This is a genomic window from Gluconobacter kondonii, from assembly GCF_002723995.1.
GTDB lineage: Bacteria > Pseudomonadota > Alphaproteobacteria > Acetobacterales > Acetobacteraceae > Gluconobacter > Gluconobacter kondonii.
In genome coordinates this window covers 12,923-30,380 of the sequence record NZ_BEWP01000016.1, presented here as the reverse complement: position 1 = coordinate 30,380, position 17,458 = coordinate 12,923, and the positions used below count along the sequence as shown (strand labels likewise).

Sequence of the window (17,458 nt, the reverse complement as noted above, 5' to 3'; positions counted from 1 at the left end):
GCTCGATCTGCGACTAACGCTTATTTCTTCAAAATAGTGACGTGTGCGCGTCCGACCTCGATACGCTCGCCGAGCGGGCTGACCGTTGTGGCCAGAACCTTGTTCCATTCCCGACCGCCCTGCCAGTCAACGGCCTCGCCTGGATCAACGCCCGCACCGTAGGTGACACGCACACCTGATGGCACGATCTGCCTGATCGCAAACGAGAGTGGCACCTGATGGCCATAGCCGGACGTCATGCGGAAGTGATGAACCACCTTCGGCGGATCCGTCTGCACGGATGGTTCTCCGGGAGGTGCAAGAGAGACCGGCCCCGAAGGGGCTGCCGAAGGAAGGGGCGGGGGGGCGTGACTGATCTCGAAGGCCGCTTCCGTCAGTATTGCTTTGGGCATCTCTGGAGCGGGCTGCACATGGGCGGGGGGCAGCATTACAAACATTCGGTTTCTCCTGAAGTAACTTAATATTCTAAATCGCAGATCGACATGCGACTGAGGAGAAATGTTAAATTCGAACTCAGTTGTCAGGGGCGCTCTCGTGGGTATTTTGCAGTATCCGGACCCGAAGTCCGGTGCGTAAGCCTGCCGAGAGAGAGAACTAGCCATGAACAAGAAAACAGAGACGCAGGTAAGTGACGGCCAATCTGATGAATACCTGGTGGACCTAGGACAGCGAATTAAGGATGTCCGGGAAGGCAAGGGAATGAATGTCGTAAATATTTGTTTCGTAACAGATTTGGCCGTCGGGACTATTTCAAATATCGAGAGAGGTAAAAATGTGTCTTATGTTACCCTGCATAAGATACTTCTAGCCCTTAAGACGCCTCCTACTGAAATACTTCCACCTGATGATCACGATATACTGGCGATCGAAGTTAAAATAAGCGAAGAGGATACACAGAAGTACCTAGACCTGGTCAGTGCCTTCCAAAAATCGTCTACATCTTTATCTAATCTGATACATAAGCTCCATTTAGCACGCGAGCATGACGTGGCCGAAAGCAAGAATGCCACCTCGTCAGAAACTGACCCACGAGAACCAGTTGTGAGGCAGCTTGGTGAACGAATCAGAGATATTAGACTTGCCCGCGGGTTGAGTGTCTCTGAGTTGGGGGCGGCTAGCGGACACCAGACGCCCGCAATGCAACTAATCGAAATCGGCCTGAGAAAGCCCTCAATCGAGTCTCTTCGACGGATCGCAGCGGCCTTGAAGGTCGCTACAGCCGATCTATTCCCTGGCCTCCCCAACCAAAAAGACATTTTCAATTCTCTCCGCACGCTTGGGCTCTACAGCAACATTCAGAGCGTCCGCGAGCAGGTGGAATTTTTTAACGATAGCTTCATCGCATTAGGCGCAGCCGTTCAGAAGCAGGTGAACTAACGAAAAACTTTTCATCGTTTCTTGTAATAAGACTTGAAACGGATGATCTATCGTCGGATAAGACCTTACACGTTGAAACGCGATAGGGACTTCCGACGATGTTTGCACACACCCGCTGCTCCCCACTTCCGGCTTCCGGCGTCGTAGCAGGTGGGCTTTTCCAACCGTCACTCGTAGAACGCAGCAATACGCATTCCCCGATTTCCCTTGGGAAAGCTCCTGAGGAAATCAGAACGCTCGTCATCACGATGGCGACCAAGGGCGTAAATGCTGCACACATCGCGGCCGCACTTTTCATAAGCCGCCTGGAGATTGAAGCCATTGCGCGAGAGGAAGGACTTCCTCTCAAGCGCACCCCGCTCAGAAATGGGCCTCGGGCATGGTCTCTTCTCGACATCAACCGGTTGAGCCGCGCATGGGCCGAGGGCGAAGACCTTCCCGCCATAGCAAAGCGTCTTGACCGCACAGTCATGGCCGTTCGCAAGAAGCGCGCTGCCCTCGGCTTGCCCGCGCGGGAACGCTATGCCGAGGTGGTCTGGACGGACGCCGACGTTGCCACTCTTCTGGCTCACCGTGAGCGTCGCATCGGGCTCCAGCGCATTGCCAAACAGATGGGCCGCAGTGTCCGCAGCCTGCAACGAAAGCTCGTCAGCCTCCGCCCAGGTGCTGACTCTTGCGCCATTCCGGCCGACCCATCCGTCGTCCTGACCTGGGAACAGGCGTCACGCCTGACGCCAGAAGAGCGTCGGGGCCGCAGATGGCAGGTCCGGAACTCACCAACCGGGCTGATCATCGGCTTCAGCCGGAATGCCTGCACCACGCGCTGGTCCGTGGAAATGCAGCACGAGCTGGCCATGCGGCATTTTGCCCACCAGTCTCCTGACGCAGTGGCCGAGGACTTTCTCCTGACCGATCGCACCATCGTCAGTCAGTCCGGATGGCTCCATCTGCCGCGCCGCTCCAAGAAAGACATGCGCAACACGTTCGATCCGGACCTGTATGAGGTCTATCTGAAGAAGATGGATTACGTGCGCCGCGAATGCCTCGGTAAGGCCGGGTTCTATTTCTGGACCACCCGCCGTAACGGCCGCCGTATCAGCCGCTTGCACCAGCAGACCGCCGTCATGCGCTCGGGCGATTAATCCGCAAATTTCTCCATTTTTTCAGCTTCAGTCGCAGATCAACGGGTCACGGTGACGATGACACAGTCATCATGAGGTTTGAAATGCCATCCGCAGCCCCGCTGTCGTTCCACGGAGATACCGCGCCATGAGCCGCTCCTCGGGATCCCTGAGCCGACGTCTGACCGATCCTGATTTTCAGGGAAAGATCGTTGAGCGTTCCTTGCAGACGTCCATCGCCCTCGCGGCTGTCGTCGTTGTACTGGCCGTTCTTCTGGCCCGTGCCTGGTCGTATCATCCTCACCCGAAGTATTTCTTCGTGGACGGGATCAACGCACCTCGTCCAGCTATCGCGCTGAACAGCCCGATCCTCAGTCAGGAAGATTTCCTGTCGTGGGTCATCAAGTGGTCGCTCAAGCCGTACAACATCAATTACCGGGATTATCCGTCGCAGCTTAACGCAGCAGGCTCACATTTCACCATCAATGGCTGGAATACGTTCGCGCAGTCCTTCGTCCAGGACGGCAATCTGGCGAAAATGAAGGAAGCCAAGCTGCTCTGCTACGCACAGCCAACACGTGCGGCCACCATTCGCCAGCAAAGCATGGTCAACGGTCATCACCACTACGTCGTACAGTTTCCTTTCGTTCAGACCTGCGAAAACGTCAATCAGCAGAGTTCGCAAACCCTGATTGCAACCGTGCATGTCGAGCGTGTCGATGACGCTGATCACCCTGACGGCATTGCCATCACCCAGCTTGTGGCCAGCCCGCAGTGAGGATCCGTGCCATGAAAACCCATTCCTTTTCGTTAGCCCTTCTTGGTCTCATGGGCTTCATGCCCTTCACCGCGCTGGCACAGTCGGCCGCCCCTGGTCCGGAGACCCCACCAGCGTCTCCCCCTCTCTCTGCCGAGCAACAGGATCAGCAGGCCGCCGAAGATGAAGCCATCCCCCTGACGCCGGAGATGATCCGTCGTCTCGGCAACCGTCTCAAAGAGAACCAGAAGGCGCGTGAGGATGTCGCTACGGAAGTCGCGGCTCCGACCAGCCGCCCGGCCATTCGCGTGTCTTTCGCACCCGGTCAGCAGACATCGCTGATTTTCACGACCAAAGGCTATCCCACCGCCGTCTCGTTCGTGGACCGCTCCGGAGCACCCTGGCCGATCGCGTGGAACACGACCAGCACGTCTGCCAATCCGGATGGTCTGAAGAACTGCTCGTCTGACGGGGGCAAAGGGGGATCGCCTGCCGTGCAGACTACGGGTTTTTACACCTGCGTTCCCTATGCTGGCAGCAACACCATCAATATCGAGCCACTGTCGCTGTCTCCGCGTGGTGGCCTGCTCGTCACGCTCAAAGGCGCCATCAAGCCGATCTCGTTCCTGCTTCTGGCCGGTCGAGGCACCTATGACGACAACCTGACAGTGCGCGTGAACGAAGACGGCCCTAACGCCAAACAGGAAATGGGACCGGAAACCGCCCCTGGCACGGCAGAGCCCTTCATGAACGCCATGCTCTCGGGGATCGCTCCGGCCTCTGCCGTGCCCCAGAGCGTCGAAGGACTCTCCCCTGATGACGTGCGGGCGTGGAGGATGGGGAATGAACTCTACATCCGCACGCGCCTGGCGCTCATGACGCCTGCCTGGGACAGTTCTGAGCGTGGTGAAGACGGTTACACCCTCTACGCCTTCCGCCAGACCCCCTATATTCTCCTGTCGGATTCCGGTCGGACCGTGTCCGCGTCTCTCAAGGACATGACGCCATGATCCCGAAACCTCCCAAGTTCAAATCCGTCCTGTCGAGCGCAACACGCGGAGGAAATCGACGTTTGGTTCTGCTCGGAGCCTCGGCTGCCGGGGTTCTCGCGCTAGTGCTCGCCGTCTCACATCATGAAACCAAGCAGATGCCCAAGTCCAATCCGGGTCAGATCGCGGATATGAACGCTCTGCCCGCTGGAACCAACACCAATCCGGAACAGGATCGTCTGCGTCAGATGCAAAACGCCGAGGACGCGCAAAAATCGGAAGGGGAAGGAAAATCCTACACCCCCGATCTCGCCCCGGCCGTCGCCCGAGGGAATAACGGACAACGGGCGGATGCTGTACTTCCTCATGAGGCGGAGGCCCCGCAGCCGCAGGAAGTCGGATACAGCGCCCCGATTACGCCTCCAGCACCGCCTCCCAAGCCGCCCCATATTGACAGCGCCCCGCAAGCACCGCTTATCCAGACAGATCCAGCCTACTCCGCTTCAGGAAGCGGCGAAACGTCCCAGGCCGAGCAGCAGGAGCGTGAAAAGCGCCGTGCCCGATACGTCGCCGAGATCGCGCGTATCGAAAGCGGCCTTCAGGCCCGCCCCCCTGTGTCGGCTCTTCAGGAGGCGGTTTTCATACCAGAAGGGGAGAGTCAGCCTCAGGCCGAGAAGACAGGTGCCTCGCGTGGTGCAGCAGGTGCATCCGTAGCGGCAACCGCTTCACATAATCCAGCGGCTCCACCCGCCCTGATCCCAGCCGGTCGCGGGATCTATGCCCATACCGTCACCGCAACGGACAGCGACCTGTCCGGTCAGATCGTGCTTGAGGCCGATAGCGGTCCCATCGCCGGCGACCGCATGATTGCGACTGTCGCAGGGGCACCCGGAAACGAGCAGCTCCTGGTCGTGCAGGTCAACAAGATCATTCATCAGGGCCGCAATCTGGCAACGAACGGTGTGGTGATGGCGCCCGACACCATGAAGCAGGGTGTCGCCTCCAGCGTCGATCCCCTGATTTTCCAGCGGTTCGTCATGCCAGCAGCGGCTGCATTCGTGCAAGGCCTCGGTCAGGCCATCGAAACCACGTCCAATGTCACGGGCAGCTACAGCGCCCTTGGCGGCATGAACTATATCCAGCGTCTGAACATGGGCCAGCAGCTCGGCGTCGCCGCAGGAAGTGCCGCCTCGGCCGTCAACAGCGCCCTCACACAGGACACGCCAACCCGCTCGCGGATCATTCTGGCCGCCAATGTGAATGTCGGCGTCATGTTCATGGATCCCGTTGTCGATAAGCCCTGAATTTCCGCACTCAGTCGCAGATCGTTCCCCGATCCTTCTGGCAGTCTCAGCCAGAAGGATCTTTTTTATGAGTTCCACAGTTCATCACCTGAACACCGAAACCACTCCGCGTCGGATGGAGCCCGCGTCGGCCGCTCCCCCGCTGCCTTCTCAGCACGACACCGTGGCGGACGATCTGGACGGTCACGAAGCCGACCCAACGGCCCACGCTGACAGTCACACGGTCGAACCGGCATCATCCGGCTCCCCTTCTTTTCTCACGCCCCTGATCTCGCGCTACGAGGCACTGACACCCCGCCAGAAGCTCTACGGCGGTTCGGGTCTCGGGATCTGCGGCGTCCTGCTCGTGGGGATTCTGGCGGCCAGCGGGCACCACCATCGCACTGTCTCTGCGCCTGGTCAGGAGGTCGGCATGGATCAGTCGGCACCGCCCGTGGCTCAGGCCCCCGAACCAGCTCCGGTGGCGGCCCCTCCTGCAACCGCCGATCTTGCGGAAATGCAGACCCTCGGCCACCCGAAAGCTGCGGCGAACCCGCCCGCCTCTGCGACCGCCCCGAAAGCGCCTCCTGCGGCCGCCGTTGCCACGCCGTCAGCCGCATCGCAGTCTGCGCCAGCCCAGACTGACGCCCCGGTCGTTGCTCCGCCCACACCTCCTGCCGATCCGGTCAAGACAGCGCAGACCCTCCAGGCCGCGCCCATGGCGACCCAGCAGCAGATCGACGTGCTTCAGCTCGTCACGGCTGAGGCCCGCGTGATTGAACGCGAGCGTGGCGAAGTTGAAGACCTGCGCCAGTCTCTGGCCGGACAGCGCAAAGCTGAAGAAGACCGCCTGAACGATCTGACGCGCCGCATCTCTCTGGTCGAAGCCAACCATGCCGTGACAGGCGCAGAAAATCCCGGTGCCGATGAGGCCGCCCAGGCCCATGCGGCTGCCGAAAAGGCGCGTGCGGCCTTGAGTGCTGCCATGAACAGGCCTGCGGCTGCGGCCCCGACGTCTTCGAACGCTCCACCCGCTCCGGCCGCCGTGGCCGGCCCGGCTCCAAAGCCTGCCTGGATCCATCACTACCGGATCGTTGCGGCCTCACCACAACTCGCCATGATCGAAGACAGCGCGGCCCCAAGCGGACAGGCCCGTCAGTTCGAGGTCGGCGTTGGCACCGTCATTCCCGGTTACGGCGCCGTCCTGACCATCAGCCAGCAGGGCGCCACCTGGGTTCTGCACACGGCTCATGGCGACCTGAACTGAGGAGGCCAGCATGGAAGGCCTTGTCAATCTCGTCCATGAAATCGCCGTTGCCATGGGCTGGCTTCTGCCCACGGCCTGCTACGCGGCGGCCGTGAGCTGCCTGATCTTCAGTCTGGTCGGGATCTATCAGTATTACCACCCGACCATTCAGGCCCTGCAGGACAAGCCGTGGCTGCCCTATCTGGCGCTTGTCCTGTGCGGTGTCTTCGCGTCGTTCAACGTCATCCTCACCAAGAGCACGGCCTCGGCCGGAACCGACGTGCAGGTCACTCTGGGCGACGCGGCGACCAGTTACAGCACGGCGGACAGCCTGATCACCGGTACCGGCCCCAAGGACGCGATCCTCGCGATCGTCAAAGACTTTGCCCTGTTCTTTCAGATGTTCGGCGCATGGACGTGCTTCTTCGCCGTCCTGACCTGGTTTGCCATCCAAAGAGGCCGTTCAAACCGGGAGCGCCTTGGCTGCGGCATCCAGTACGTCTTTGGCGTCATGCTCCTCAATCCCGTCAAGGACGCCACCTGGATCCTTTCTTTCTGGCCCTGAAACGGGCTGACGAAAAAAAACACCCCTCGCCCGCCTCAGTCGCAGATCACGCGGTCAGATTGGTTGGCAGAGGGGATTGTCCCTCACAACGGAGAAACAACTCATGACATCCCAGACAGCCCCGTCTTCTTCCAGCGCTCTCACCAAGATCGGCGCGACCGTCGCGACAGCAACCATGCTGCCGATGGTGATGGCTGGCACCGCCCTTGCTGCCGCAGGTGGTACGGCCTCCAGCAACGGTCTTGGCAAGCAGATCCAGAACATGGCGCAGGAAGGCACGGACACCATCGGTGTCGGCTCTGCCGCAGCCCTCTACGCACTGGCCATTGTCGCGCTCGTGACGGGTATCGTGCTGTTCTACAAATCCCAGAAAGAAGAGACCAAGCGCCCGGGCATGGCGATTGCCGGCGTCGTCTGCTTCGTTCTGGCCGGTGTGGCGGCTACAGGTCCGAAGTGGATCAACAACTCTGCGAACACGGCCTCCAACGGGAATGCTGAAATCAGCAATACCGCCAAGAGCTACCAGTTCCAGTAAGCTGACATGACCTCCGATCCGTTCTTCCTCCAGCCTGGTCTCGACCAGGAGATCCGGCCCGGGAAAGACGGGTCGGATGGCTCGTTCACCTGCTCGTGCTGCGGTTTGCCGTCGCCCGGGGCAGGTCTTCCCTGGACTGGTCCCTCCTCGGGGGCCGGTCTCAGGGTCTGCCAGGTGTGCAATCTCCTGCAGGACACATCGCGTGCGGCCATCGACGCCGAGGCCATGCTGGTCTGGTGGCCGGAAATGTCTCAGTCGCGCCTGATGTTTCTTGTTCGCACGGCCCACCAGACGCTCCGCCTGATGGCCAGACAACAGGGTCAGTCTGACAGCCAGTTCTGGAACACCGTCCTGAAGGCCATTCCGGACCCTCTGCTCGGCACGCAGTTTTCCCCCTCTTTCCGGACGCCCATGACGCTCCTGCGTCTGCTGGAATCCAGACGTGCGGAAGCCGAGCATCGCCTGCAATCCGGCTCCATCCGTCAGATCACAACGGCCATGCGCCTGTGTGGCAGCGCCGATGAGGCCGTCCAACGCAATCTCGCTCTCCTCCGCGCAGGCCTGCGCATTCTGCCAACCGGCAGGCTGCTTGACGCTGGCGCTGACGTTTACCCGGCCTTCCTCGACAAGGCCCTTGCCCTCACCCCATCCTGACGCGGAGTTTCCAATGTCTGGCTTTTTGACCGAACTGCTTGCCAGCGCGAGCCTCTTTCTTCGTCAGCCCCTCGAATCCTTTTGCGACGTCGAGACCAATCATACGGACGCCGTCCATCAGGACCGGCTCGTGACACTCCGGGGCGAGTATGTCTCTGTTCTGCGCGTGAATGGTCTGCGCACCATGTGCTCGCGTGCAGACGTGGAGGCCGTCGCCGAACAGCAGCGCATCGAACTTCAGGGTCTGCTCGAAGGCACCGGCCATGCGATCGAAGGCTGGTATATCTCCGATCCGGATCAGGCCCGCGTTGCCGTGGATCTGCTCGCGCTCAACGGATGCGAGCAGATTTCACGCATGATGAACGCCGACTTCCACGACATCATCAATGAGCGCCGCCTGCGGTGGCCTCAGGTGATGCGGTGGGAGGATGCCTGCTACATCCTGTGGACCCGACCGGCCGTTCTGACCCGCGAAGAAAAGAAGCAGGTGGCGGCCGAACGAAAAGAGCAGGTCAAGGCGTGGCCAAAAGCGGGGAGCGGTCAGCGCTTTACCCTGCGCTCCGAACTCATGGCAGGCCGACATGATGCGTTTGTGGCGCGTGTGCAGGACAGCATGTCCAATCTCGGCATCTCCACAACGCTGCTACAGGCCGATGAATCCATCACGCTGGCGCGTGAAACGCTCTACCGCGAGACGGCCGGAAGCGGCTGGAAGCCCACGCTGGTGGGCGATCCTGTCATGCCGCGTCTTCCGGATGACGAAAAACAGAGCAAAAAGACCGAAAACCTGCTCTGGCCCTCCCTGCGCGATCAGATTTTCAACGCGGATGCCGAAAATCAGGGCGGCCAGCTCGTGACGGTCGGTGACTACACCTATGCCCCCGTGGACATGCTTCTCGGCCCCGAGGATCCGCGCCCCTTCTCCGAACTGCTCAACACTCTGGGCCGCAAGCGTCTGCCCTGGCGCAGTTCCATGATCCTCGAAGGCGGTGGCAAAGCCGCGTTCGCCATCAAGGAAACAGGGGCCACCATGCTCGGCATGTTTCCGGGTAACAAAGACATCACGCGAGCTTTCCAGGCCATCAAGCGTATGCGTGAGACGGAAAACCATAATTCCGTCCGGATGCGGATGACCGCCAGCACCTGGGCACCGGTCGGCGAAGACAAGCTGCTGCGTCGCCGTGCGGCCGATCTGTCCCAGGGCCTCGAAAGCTGGGGCGGCTGCAAGACCACCCGTGTTCCGGGCGATCCGCTTGAGGCCGCCATGGGGTCGGTTCCCGTGCTCTCTCTGGGCTCCACAGCCACCCCGGCTCTGGCGCCTCTGGGGGATGCCATGGGCATGATGCCGTGGATGCGAAGCGCCTCCCCCTTCCCGCAAGGTTCCATCCTCTTTCGTAAGCCCGATGGCGGGATCTGGCCGTTCGATCCGACTGGCGGCGGTGTACGTGAGCATATCGCGGATATCATCGTCGCCCCTCCAGGCAGCGGTAAGACCGTGCTCGGAAACACCATTCTTCTCGGCCTGCTCCTGAGTTCTGCGGCCATGGGCAACAATGGCGTCAAGCTGCCGCTGCTGGCGAAGCTGGACATCGGCCATGCGTCTCTCGGCTTTATCGAAATGGTCCGCAACGCGCTCGGGCCGGATCGTGCCCATGAGGCCATCTTCGTGGAAATGCAGATGGCGCCCGGCTTTGAGGTCAATATCTTCGACCTTCAGGTGGGCCTGGAATATCCGCTGCCGCTTGAAGAAGTCGCCATCGACAACTTCGTGTCGCTCTTGGCCACGCCGCTGGATGGCAACCCGTTCGAGGGCATGGACCAGCTCGTCGGCGACGTGATTGCGGAGGCCTATCGTCAGTGCACGGGCGTTGCAGGCGGCAATCCGAAGCACTACCGCGAGGGCATCGAGCCTCTGGTGGATGAGGCTATCCACCGCCTCGGCCTCCAGCTCCCGCACCACGCGGCGGCCGAAGGCGATCTCGACAGCGCGGATCCGACCTGGTGGCGTGACGTGGTGACGGCCCTGATCGGTGCGGGCGAGCATCGTCTGGCGGGGATTGCCCAACGTCATGCCGTTCCGGTTCTTCAGGATCTCATTGCAGCGGCCCGCGCGCCGGAAATCTTCAATCGCTATTCCAAGATCGTCCTGCCCACGCACGAGACGCTCATTGATGCGTTCGAGCGCTACATCATGGCGGCGATCAAGAAATATCCGACGCTCTCCGAGCCGACCCAGCTTGATCTGGGGGAGGCCCGGATCATCGTGCTGGATCTGGCCCGTGTCGCGCCACAGGGGTCAGAGAGTGCAAACCGGCAGACGGCCCTGATGTATATGCTCGGCCGCTACCTGATCGGCCGGAACTTCTTCCTGCATCCGGAATATGCGGATCTCCCGGTCATGCCGGACAACGTGCGGGAGTATCATCGCAGCCGTTTCACCGAGATGAAGGAGACGATTAAGCGCCTCGATTTCGAAGAATGGCATCGTCCCAAGGAGGCCCCGCAGGTTGATAAGCAGGCGATCCGCGACGTTCGTGAAGGCCGTAAGCACAATGTGCAGCTCTCGTTCATCAGCCAGCGCAGCGGCGACTTCAGCGCTGATCTCGTGGGTCAGTCCACGGCCCGCTGGATCCTGAAATGCGGAGACGAGCGCGAGGCCAACGAGATGATCGAGAACTTCAAGCTCACGCCTGCCAGCGCCTATGTGGTGCGCAACCGCCTGCCCGGTCCAGGCCGCAACGGTGCGCCGTTCTTCGTGGTGATGAACGCGGCAGAGGGCAAATACGAGCAGCTTTTGGTCAACGTGCTCGGCCCCATCGAACTCTGGGCCTTCTCCAGCACGCCAAACGATACCGCTCTGCGGTCGCGTCTCTTTGCCCGGATGCCCTCAAGCCGCGCTTTGCGGTGCCTTGCCATCGTGTTTCCAGGCGGGAGTGCGGAAAAGGAGCTGGCACGCCGCAAGGCCCTGGCGATGAAAAGCTCGTTTCTTCAGGATGAGCAGGCACAGCAGGGCGTCATGGATGCGCTGGTGGATGAGATCCTGTCCGGCCAAGGCATTGCAGGTGGCTTATATGAGCGCCTGGAAGCGATGGATGAACAGCAACGGGCCGCAGCTTAGAACAAAGTGGTCTTCTGGAGAGTCAACATCTCGGGGTCACGACACGAAAGTGTACTTTACGTACCCCCGCTTGACAACCTCATAGAACGCGCCCATATTCCAAACCTACTAGACGGTAGATCAACTACCCAAGAGGACGTTTTTATGGATACCAAGCAATTTGAGGGCCGCAAGCTCCTGGTTGTCGGCGGCACGAGCGGGATCGGTTTTGAAGTCGCCCGGATGGTGGCCGCGCAAGGTGGCGCCGTCGTGGTAATCGGCAATCGCCCCGAGAAGGCCGAAACGGCCCGCCAGGAGCTGGCCGCCATCGCCGGCGAGCAGAAGGCGGCAGCCTACGCTTCGGACCTGTCTGACGCGGCGAGCGTGAACTCGCTGCTGGCCAAGCTCGCCGCTGAGCAGGGCGACATCGATTTGCTGGTCAACACCGCCGGCATCTACTACCCGAAGGCATTCCTGGAGCACTCCACCGAGGACTACGACAACTTCCTCGACCTCAACCGCTCCCTGTTCTTCATTACCCAACAGGTGGCCGCCTCGTTGGTCGCCCGGAAGAAGCCCGGTTCGATCGTCAACGTAACCGCCGTGGCGGCCCGCCAGGCGATCGAAACGGTCCCGGCATCCGCCTATTCGATGGCGAAAATCGGTCTGGACGCCATGACCAGGCACGTGGCCGCAGAACTTGCCGAGCACGGTATCCGCGTCAACGCGGTCAGCCCGGCGATGGTGGAAACCAAGATCTTCGAGCGCTTCATCCCGGGCGATCAGCTGGGTAGTGCGCTGGATGGATTCAATGCCTTCCATCCGCTGGGCCGCAATGGCACGCCGCGGGATGTAGCCGAAACCGTCATTTTCCTTCTGTCGGACAAGGCCTCGTGGGTCACCGGCGCGGTTTGGGACGTCGATGGCGGCGTCATGGCTGCCCGCAAGCTCGGCAAATAACTTCCTCAATCCAGATAGGTGACTGAAATGGAAAAGAAATGGTTCGGAGAGCTGACGGCGGTGGTCAAGCGCGTCACTCGCTTCAACAAAGTGAATGCTCCCGTGGCGTCCGCGTTCCACAAGCTGGAAACCTCTACGCGGGAAGGCAACGTGCTCGACGCCAAGACGCATGAGCTGATTTCCTTGGCGGTGGCAGTGACCACGCGTTGTGATGGCTGCATCGCCGCTCACGCTGGCGCTGCCAAGCGTGCCGGGGCCAGCAAGGAAGAGGTGGCTGCTGCCCTGGGCACTGCGATCGCGCTGAATGCCGGCGCCGCCTACGTGTACTCCTCCCGCGCCTTCGAGGCGTTTGAGGAACTGGAAGCGTGATCGAGCCAGAGCTGCGTGACCAGGAATGCCAGCGCAGGTTCTTAAAGTAACGGTTGACTACCTACCTTGTGGTAGGTAGTCTGTTCGTAAATCGAAGTAGTCAGGAGACGTTATGGCCCTTGGAACACGTGATGCTCTGGTGCAGACCGCCGAGGCGCTGATGCGCACAAAGGGCTATGCCGCCTTCAGCTACGCAGACCTCGCCGAGACGGTGGGTATCCGGAAGCCAAGCATTCATCACCATTTCCCGACCAAGGAAGACCTGGGGACTGCCATCGTCGAGGAATACATCGAACGGGTGCGCGATGACTTTGCCCAGATCGAACAGCAGCATGAAGGTGCTGTCGCTCGGTTGGAGGCACTTTTCAGGCTTTTCCGTGCCAGTTCGGACGGCGGGATGTTGCCCTTGTGTGGCGCGCTGGCGGCCGAAATGTCAGCGCTTCCGCTGGGCCTGCAGCAGCTCACGCACCGGTTCTTCGACATGCAATTGAAGTGGCTTGAAGCTGTCATGGAGCGGGGAATGGAACGCGGTGAATTCCCGCGCGGATCTGGCCCCAAGCAGAAAGCCTTCGTCCTGTTGAGCCTGCTGGAAGGGTCCAGCTTCATCAACTGGGCAACCAAGGCCGGCGATCCGACGGATGATCGCATCGTCCAGCTCATAGTTCAGGAATCGTAAGCAGTTCCGCCAACGCTGTTAGACAAACCCTTGCAGGCAAGCGCAGCGTTTCTATATTTAAATGTGCCACCTACCAACCAGACGGTAGTTTCGCAGGTGCAGGAGAAGACGATGAAGAAGGTTCATGTCGAAATCTGGTCTGACTACGTGTGCCCGTGGTGCTGGATTGCCAAGCGGCGCTTTGAGCAGGCCGTGGCGTCGTTGGCCGGTCAGGTCGAAGTCGTCGTCACCAACAAGGCCTATCGCTTGGCCAAGGGAATGGCGCCAATGGACTACCAGACCGCGCTCTACCAGAAGCTGGGCGGTGCCCTTGGAGTTGATCGGATGATGGCTGCGGTCTGTAGGCAAGGTCTTGCCGAGGGGCTGGTCTACAACTTCGACACCATGCGTTTCGGCGACACCACTGCCGCGCATGCACTGGTCAAGAGCATCAGCTCGCCGGTTGTCGCACAGGTGATGAGTGAGCGGATTTACAAGGCCGTAACGACCGACGGCCTCGACATTTTTGACCAGGGCGTCCTCGCCTCGTTGGCCAAAGAAGTCGGCGTGACCGACACGCTCGAATTCGACAGCGTACGGGTCGCTTCCGAAATCGCTCGCGACGAGGTGGAGGCGAACAGCATCGCCAACGGCGTGCCGCTGTTCCTCCTCAACGGCAAGACATTCCTGTCTGGAGCGCGTGAGGCCGTCGTGTTCGAAAAGGCGCTTCGTGACGCAGCAGTCGATGTTCCGGTGGCTCTGGACGAAACCGAAGGCGTGAGCTGCGGCATCGACGGCTGCCACTAAGTCCAACCAGTCCAAATTCCAATCCGGATCTGAGGCAGCGGCCTCATCGCCCCTCCGCAGGTCTTCCACGCGCCGAAAGCGCATTTAGAAAGGACCATTCAAATGACCAACAAACTCAACGGTATCGACGTCGCTGCTCTGCAGACGTTTGCACAGGAAGTCGCCGCGACCACCGAGCCCGCAAAGCGCAGTGCCCGTTTCAACGTCAAGACGAAGTGGGAGAACCAGACCCGCACCGTGGCGACCGTGAGCCGCTACGCGATCCGCGGCGAGGAATACCAGCGCCACTTTGAAATTGCGGCGGATGAACCGCTGGAATTCCTTGGCCAGAACACCGCGCCCAACCCCCAGGAACTGCTGATGGCCGCCCTCAACGCCTGCTTGTCGGTGGGCTATGCGGTCAATGCTGCCGCAATGGGCATCACCATCCACAGCCTGGAAATCGAGACCGATGGCGAGCTCGACCTGCGTGGCGTCCTGGGCCTCGATGAGAGCGTCAACCCTGGCTACGACGAGGTGAGCTACGTGGTGCGGCTGCATACCGATGGATCACGCGAGCAGGTGGAAGAGCTGCACCGCAACGTGACCAAGACCTCGGTGAACTACGCCAACTTCTCCAAGGCAATCCGCATGGTTCCCAAGCTGGAAGTCCTGGAAGGCTAAGCCCGGAACCGTTCCTGCCACTGCATTTGCAACAGCGGCCCTGTATCGGGGCCGCGCCCCCAATCGAGAGACCCATCATGAGCAAGCTGTTTACCCCCTTCGATCTGTCTGGCCTGCAGTTGGCCAACCGCGTCGTCATGGCCCCGATGACCCGTACCCGCACGCCCGAGAACATCCCCAGCGATCTGACTGCGCTGTATTACGCGCAGCGTGCATCGGCGGGGCTGATCATCACCGAAGGCCTGCCCGTCTCCGACGAAGGTCGTGGCTACCTCTATACCCCGGGCCTGTATACCGATGAGCAGACTGAGGGTTGGCGCAAGGTCACCGATGCGGTCCACGCCAAGGGCGGCAAGATCTTCGCCCAGCTGTGGCACGTCGGCCGGTTGTCCCACGTCTCGCTGCAGCCCGGCAATGTCGCGCCAGTGTCGTCGGGCGAAGTGCCAGCGACCACCACGATGGTCTACGCATGGGTCGAGCCCGGCAAGGAAGGTCCCGTGCTGCCGAGCAAGCCGCGCGCTCTGACAACCGATGAGGTCAAGCGTGTCATCCAGGACTTCGCCTCGTCGGCACGCCGGGCGATGGATGCTGGTTTCGATGGCGTCGAACTGATGGCCGCCAATGCGTTCCTGTTCGACCAGTTCCTGAGCAGCAAGCTCAATACCCGCACCGACCAGTACGGTGGGTCGATCGAGAACCGTCAGCGTCTGCTGCTTGAAACGATCGATGCCCTGGCCGCCGAAATCGGCGGTGAGAAGGTCGGCGTGCGCGTTTCGCCGTTCGGCCGCATCTACGACATGGAGGCCTTCGAAGGCGAAGCGGAGACCTGGGCGAGTGTGGCAGCGGCCCTGAACGAACGGAAGCTGGCGTTCGTGCACCTGAACTACCAGACCACGATTTCGGCGGCCGGTACGCCAGCTGGTTTTGGCGCGGCCTTCCGCAAGGCCTACCAGGGCACGCTGATCGGCGCGGGCGGTTTCACCCAGGAGCTGGCCGAGACCGAGCTTGCCAAAGGCGAACTCGATCTGATCGCGTTTGGCACCAACTTCATCTCCAACCCCGATCTGGTGGAGCGGATGAAGAATGGCTGGCCGCTGGCGGAGCCGGACCGCTCGACGTTCTACGGCGTCATTGGCGCCAAGGGCTATACGGACTACCCGACCTACGATGCCGGCGGCAGTCGCGCCGCAATCGGCTGACCAATCATCGGCGCACACGCGCCCTAAAGATGGGGTTTTGACATGGCTACTCGCAGCACAACGACCTTCGATTTCGAGGACGACGTTATCCAGAGCAAGACACCGGTTCTGGTGGACTTCTGGGCACCGTGGTGCCCGCCTTGCCGGGCTATTGCTCCCTCCCTAGAGGAGATATCCAACGAGCTCGAAGGGAAGCTCCAGGTGATCAAGGTCGATATCGATCAGAACCCTGAATTGGCTCAGCGCTTTGGGGTGCGATCCATCCCTACGTTGAAAGTCTTCGTGGACGGAAAAGTCGCCAAGGAGATTGTTGGCGCCATGCCCAAGCAGGCGCTGCAGGCGCAGATCGCGCCGTTCGTAAAGGGCGAGTAGGTCACCACCAAGCGGCCGGCCTCGATGGGGTCGGCCGCCCAAGCGAAGGGATACAGCGATGAACATGTCCGTGCCTGCTTGGGCCGGGAAAGTGGAAGAGCTGGACGCCACCGAGTTCAATCGCCTGGCCCGCTCCACCACAGATCCGCTCCTGCTTTACATCGGTGCTCCCTGGTGCCCTCCATGCAAAACCATGGGGCCGGCCTTTGATGCTGCAGCTGCAGCCATGGGCGACCAGGTTCGATTTCTCAAGGTGAATGGCGATGCCAACGGTATGACGGAGATTCTTCATGAAGCCGCCGACGATGGTCGTATCGCAGGTGACAACGCGGGCCGTCACCCAATTGTGAGGCCTCGTCCCCGCAGAGCGCCGCTTGGCATCGTGTTCTCCGACCCGCAGATCGCCATGGTTGGGGCCACGTTCCAGCAGCTGAAGGCGGGCGGCCCGGCATTTGAGGTCGGTGAGGCCTCCTTCGCCGACCAGGGCCGAAGCCGGGTGATGCTGGAGAACCGCGGCATGATCCGCGTCTACGCCGACACGGCTACCGGGATTTTCCTAGGCGCGGAAATGGTGGGGCCGGCTGCCGAGCACATTGGTCACCTGCTGTCATGGAGCGTCCAGCGACGAGATACCGTCCAGCAGATGATCGACAGCCCCTTCTATCACCCCGTCATCGAGGAAGGCGTCCGCACCGCCTTGAGGCACCTACAGCGAAAGCTGGTTCTACCGCCCCAGGCGCCCGAGAGTTGCTTGGACTGCGTGCCTGGTTCCTAAGCAACGATCACTCGCGGCCAAGGCTCCGGACGGC

The 17,458-nt window shown here is 60.9% G+C and carries 19 protein-coding genes; 18 read left to right on the top strand and 1 reads right to left on the bottom strand.

Going from position 1 to position 17,458, the window contains the following annotated elements:
• Positions 1–20: 20 nt before the first annotated feature.
• Positions 21–437, bottom strand: coding sequence for a hypothetical protein (locus GKO01_RS16345; RefSeq protein ID WP_099287398.1), 417 nt, complete (start codon positions 435–437; stop codon positions 21–23).
• 163 nt (positions 438–600) lie between these two features.
• Between GKO01_RS16345 and GKO01_RS13030 the strand changes: the two genes are divergently transcribed.
• The 18 genes from GKO01_RS13030 (at position 601) to GKO01_RS12945 (ending at position 17,424) form a co-directional block, all read left to right on the top strand.
• Positions 601–1,377, top strand: a complete 777-nt coding sequence (locus GKO01_RS13030; RefSeq protein ID WP_099287397.1) for a helix-turn-helix domain-containing protein — start codon at positions 601–603, stop codon at positions 1,375–1,377.
• 98 nt (positions 1,378–1,475) lie between these two features.
• The gene (locus tag GKO01_RS13025) at positions 1,476–2,519 is read left to right on the top strand and encodes a hypothetical protein (RefSeq protein ID WP_099287396.1); all 1,044 of its coding nucleotides are present in this window, start codon (positions 1,476–1,478) and stop codon (positions 2,517–2,519) included.
• A 127-nt stretch (positions 2,520–2,646) separates the two neighbouring features.
• Positions 2,647–3,276, top strand: a complete 630-nt coding sequence (locus GKO01_RS13020; RefSeq protein WP_099287395.1) for a DotI/IcmL/TraM family protein — start codon at positions 2,647–2,649, stop codon at positions 3,274–3,276.
• A gap of 11 nt (positions 3,277–3,287) precedes the next feature.
• Positions 3,288–4,265 (top strand): DotH/IcmK family type IV secretion protein, encoded by a 978-nt coding sequence (locus tag GKO01_RS13015; protein ID WP_099287394.1) that lies wholly within the window; start codon positions 3,288–3,290, stop codon positions 4,263–4,265.
• Positions 4,262–5,548, top strand: coding sequence for a DotG/IcmE/VirB10 family protein (locus tag GKO01_RS13010; protein ID WP_099287393.1), 1,287 nt, complete (start codon positions 4,262–4,264; stop codon positions 5,546–5,548). Before GKO01_RS13015 ends, GKO01_RS13010 begins: the two co-directional genes overlap by 4 nt.
• Positions 5,549–5,615: 67 nt before the next feature.
• Entirely contained in the window at positions 5,616–6,794 is a 1,179-nt protein-coding gene (locus tag GKO01_RS13005) for a hypothetical protein (protein WP_099287392.1), read from the top strand.
• 10 nt (positions 6,795–6,804) lie between these two features.
• Entirely contained in the window at positions 6,805–7,338 is a 534-nt protein-coding gene (locus GKO01_RS13000; protein WP_099287391.1) for a hypothetical protein, read from the top strand.
• A 103-nt stretch (positions 7,339–7,441) separates the two neighbouring features.
• Complete coding sequence (locus GKO01_RS12995; protein WP_099287390.1) at positions 7,442–7,873, top strand: hypothetical protein; 432 nt, start codon at positions 7,442–7,444, stop codon at positions 7,871–7,873.
• A gap of 174 nt (positions 7,874–8,047) precedes the next feature.
• A complete protein-coding gene (locus GKO01_RS12990) occupies positions 8,048–8,527 on the top strand; it encodes a hypothetical protein (protein ID WP_225198646.1) in 480 nt (159 codons plus the stop codon).
• A 13-nt stretch (positions 8,528–8,540) separates the two neighbouring features.
• Positions 8,541–11,645 carry a secretion protein gene (locus tag GKO01_RS12985; RefSeq protein ID WP_099287389.1) on the top strand — a complete coding sequence of 1,035 codons (3,105 nt, stop codon included), beginning with the start codon at positions 8,541–8,543 and terminating at the stop codon, positions 11,643–11,645.
• Positions 11,646–11,789: 144 nt separating this feature from the next.
• Positions 11,790–12,584: an SDR family NAD(P)-dependent oxidoreductase gene (locus GKO01_RS12980; RefSeq protein ID WP_086613901.1), complete on the top strand. Its 795-nt coding sequence runs from the start codon at positions 11,790–11,792 to the stop codon at positions 12,582–12,584.
• Positions 12,585–12,611: 27 nt separating this feature from the next.
• Complete coding sequence (locus tag GKO01_RS12975; RefSeq protein ID WP_086613900.1) at positions 12,612–12,953, top strand: carboxymuconolactone decarboxylase family protein; 342 nt, start codon at positions 12,612–12,614, stop codon at positions 12,951–12,953.
• A gap of 112 nt (positions 12,954–13,065) precedes the next feature.
• Positions 13,066–13,629 carry a TetR/AcrR family transcriptional regulator gene (locus tag GKO01_RS12970; RefSeq protein WP_099287388.1) on the top strand — a complete coding sequence of 188 codons (564 nt, stop codon included), beginning with the start codon at positions 13,066–13,068 and terminating at the stop codon, positions 13,627–13,629.
• Positions 13,630–13,740: 111 nt separating this feature from the next.
• A complete protein-coding gene (locus GKO01_RS12965) occupies positions 13,741–14,415 on the top strand; it encodes a DsbA family oxidoreductase (protein WP_086613898.1) in 675 nt (224 codons plus the stop codon).
• A 102-nt stretch (positions 14,416–14,517) separates the two neighbouring features.
• The gene (locus GKO01_RS12960; protein WP_086613897.1) at positions 14,518–15,078 is read left to right on the top strand and encodes an OsmC family protein; all 561 of its coding nucleotides are present in this window, start codon (positions 14,518–14,520) and stop codon (positions 15,076–15,078) included.
• Positions 15,079–15,155: 77 nt separating this feature from the next.
• On the top strand, positions 15,156–16,277 hold the full coding sequence (locus GKO01_RS12955) for an alkene reductase (RefSeq protein ID WP_167383483.1): 1,122 nt from the start codon (positions 15,156–15,158) through the stop codon (positions 16,275–16,277).
• Positions 16,278–16,319: 42 nt separating this feature from the next.
• On the top strand, positions 16,320–16,649 hold the full coding sequence (trxA, locus tag GKO01_RS12950; protein WP_011657217.1) for a thioredoxin: 330 nt from the start codon (positions 16,320–16,322) through the stop codon (positions 16,647–16,649).
• Between the two features lie 58 nt (positions 16,650–16,707).
• Positions 16,708–17,424 (top strand): thioredoxin domain-containing protein, encoded by a 717-nt coding sequence (locus tag GKO01_RS12945; RefSeq protein ID WP_174694298.1) that lies wholly within the window; start codon positions 16,708–16,710, stop codon positions 17,422–17,424.
• Positions 17,425–17,458: the final 34 nt, after the last annotated feature.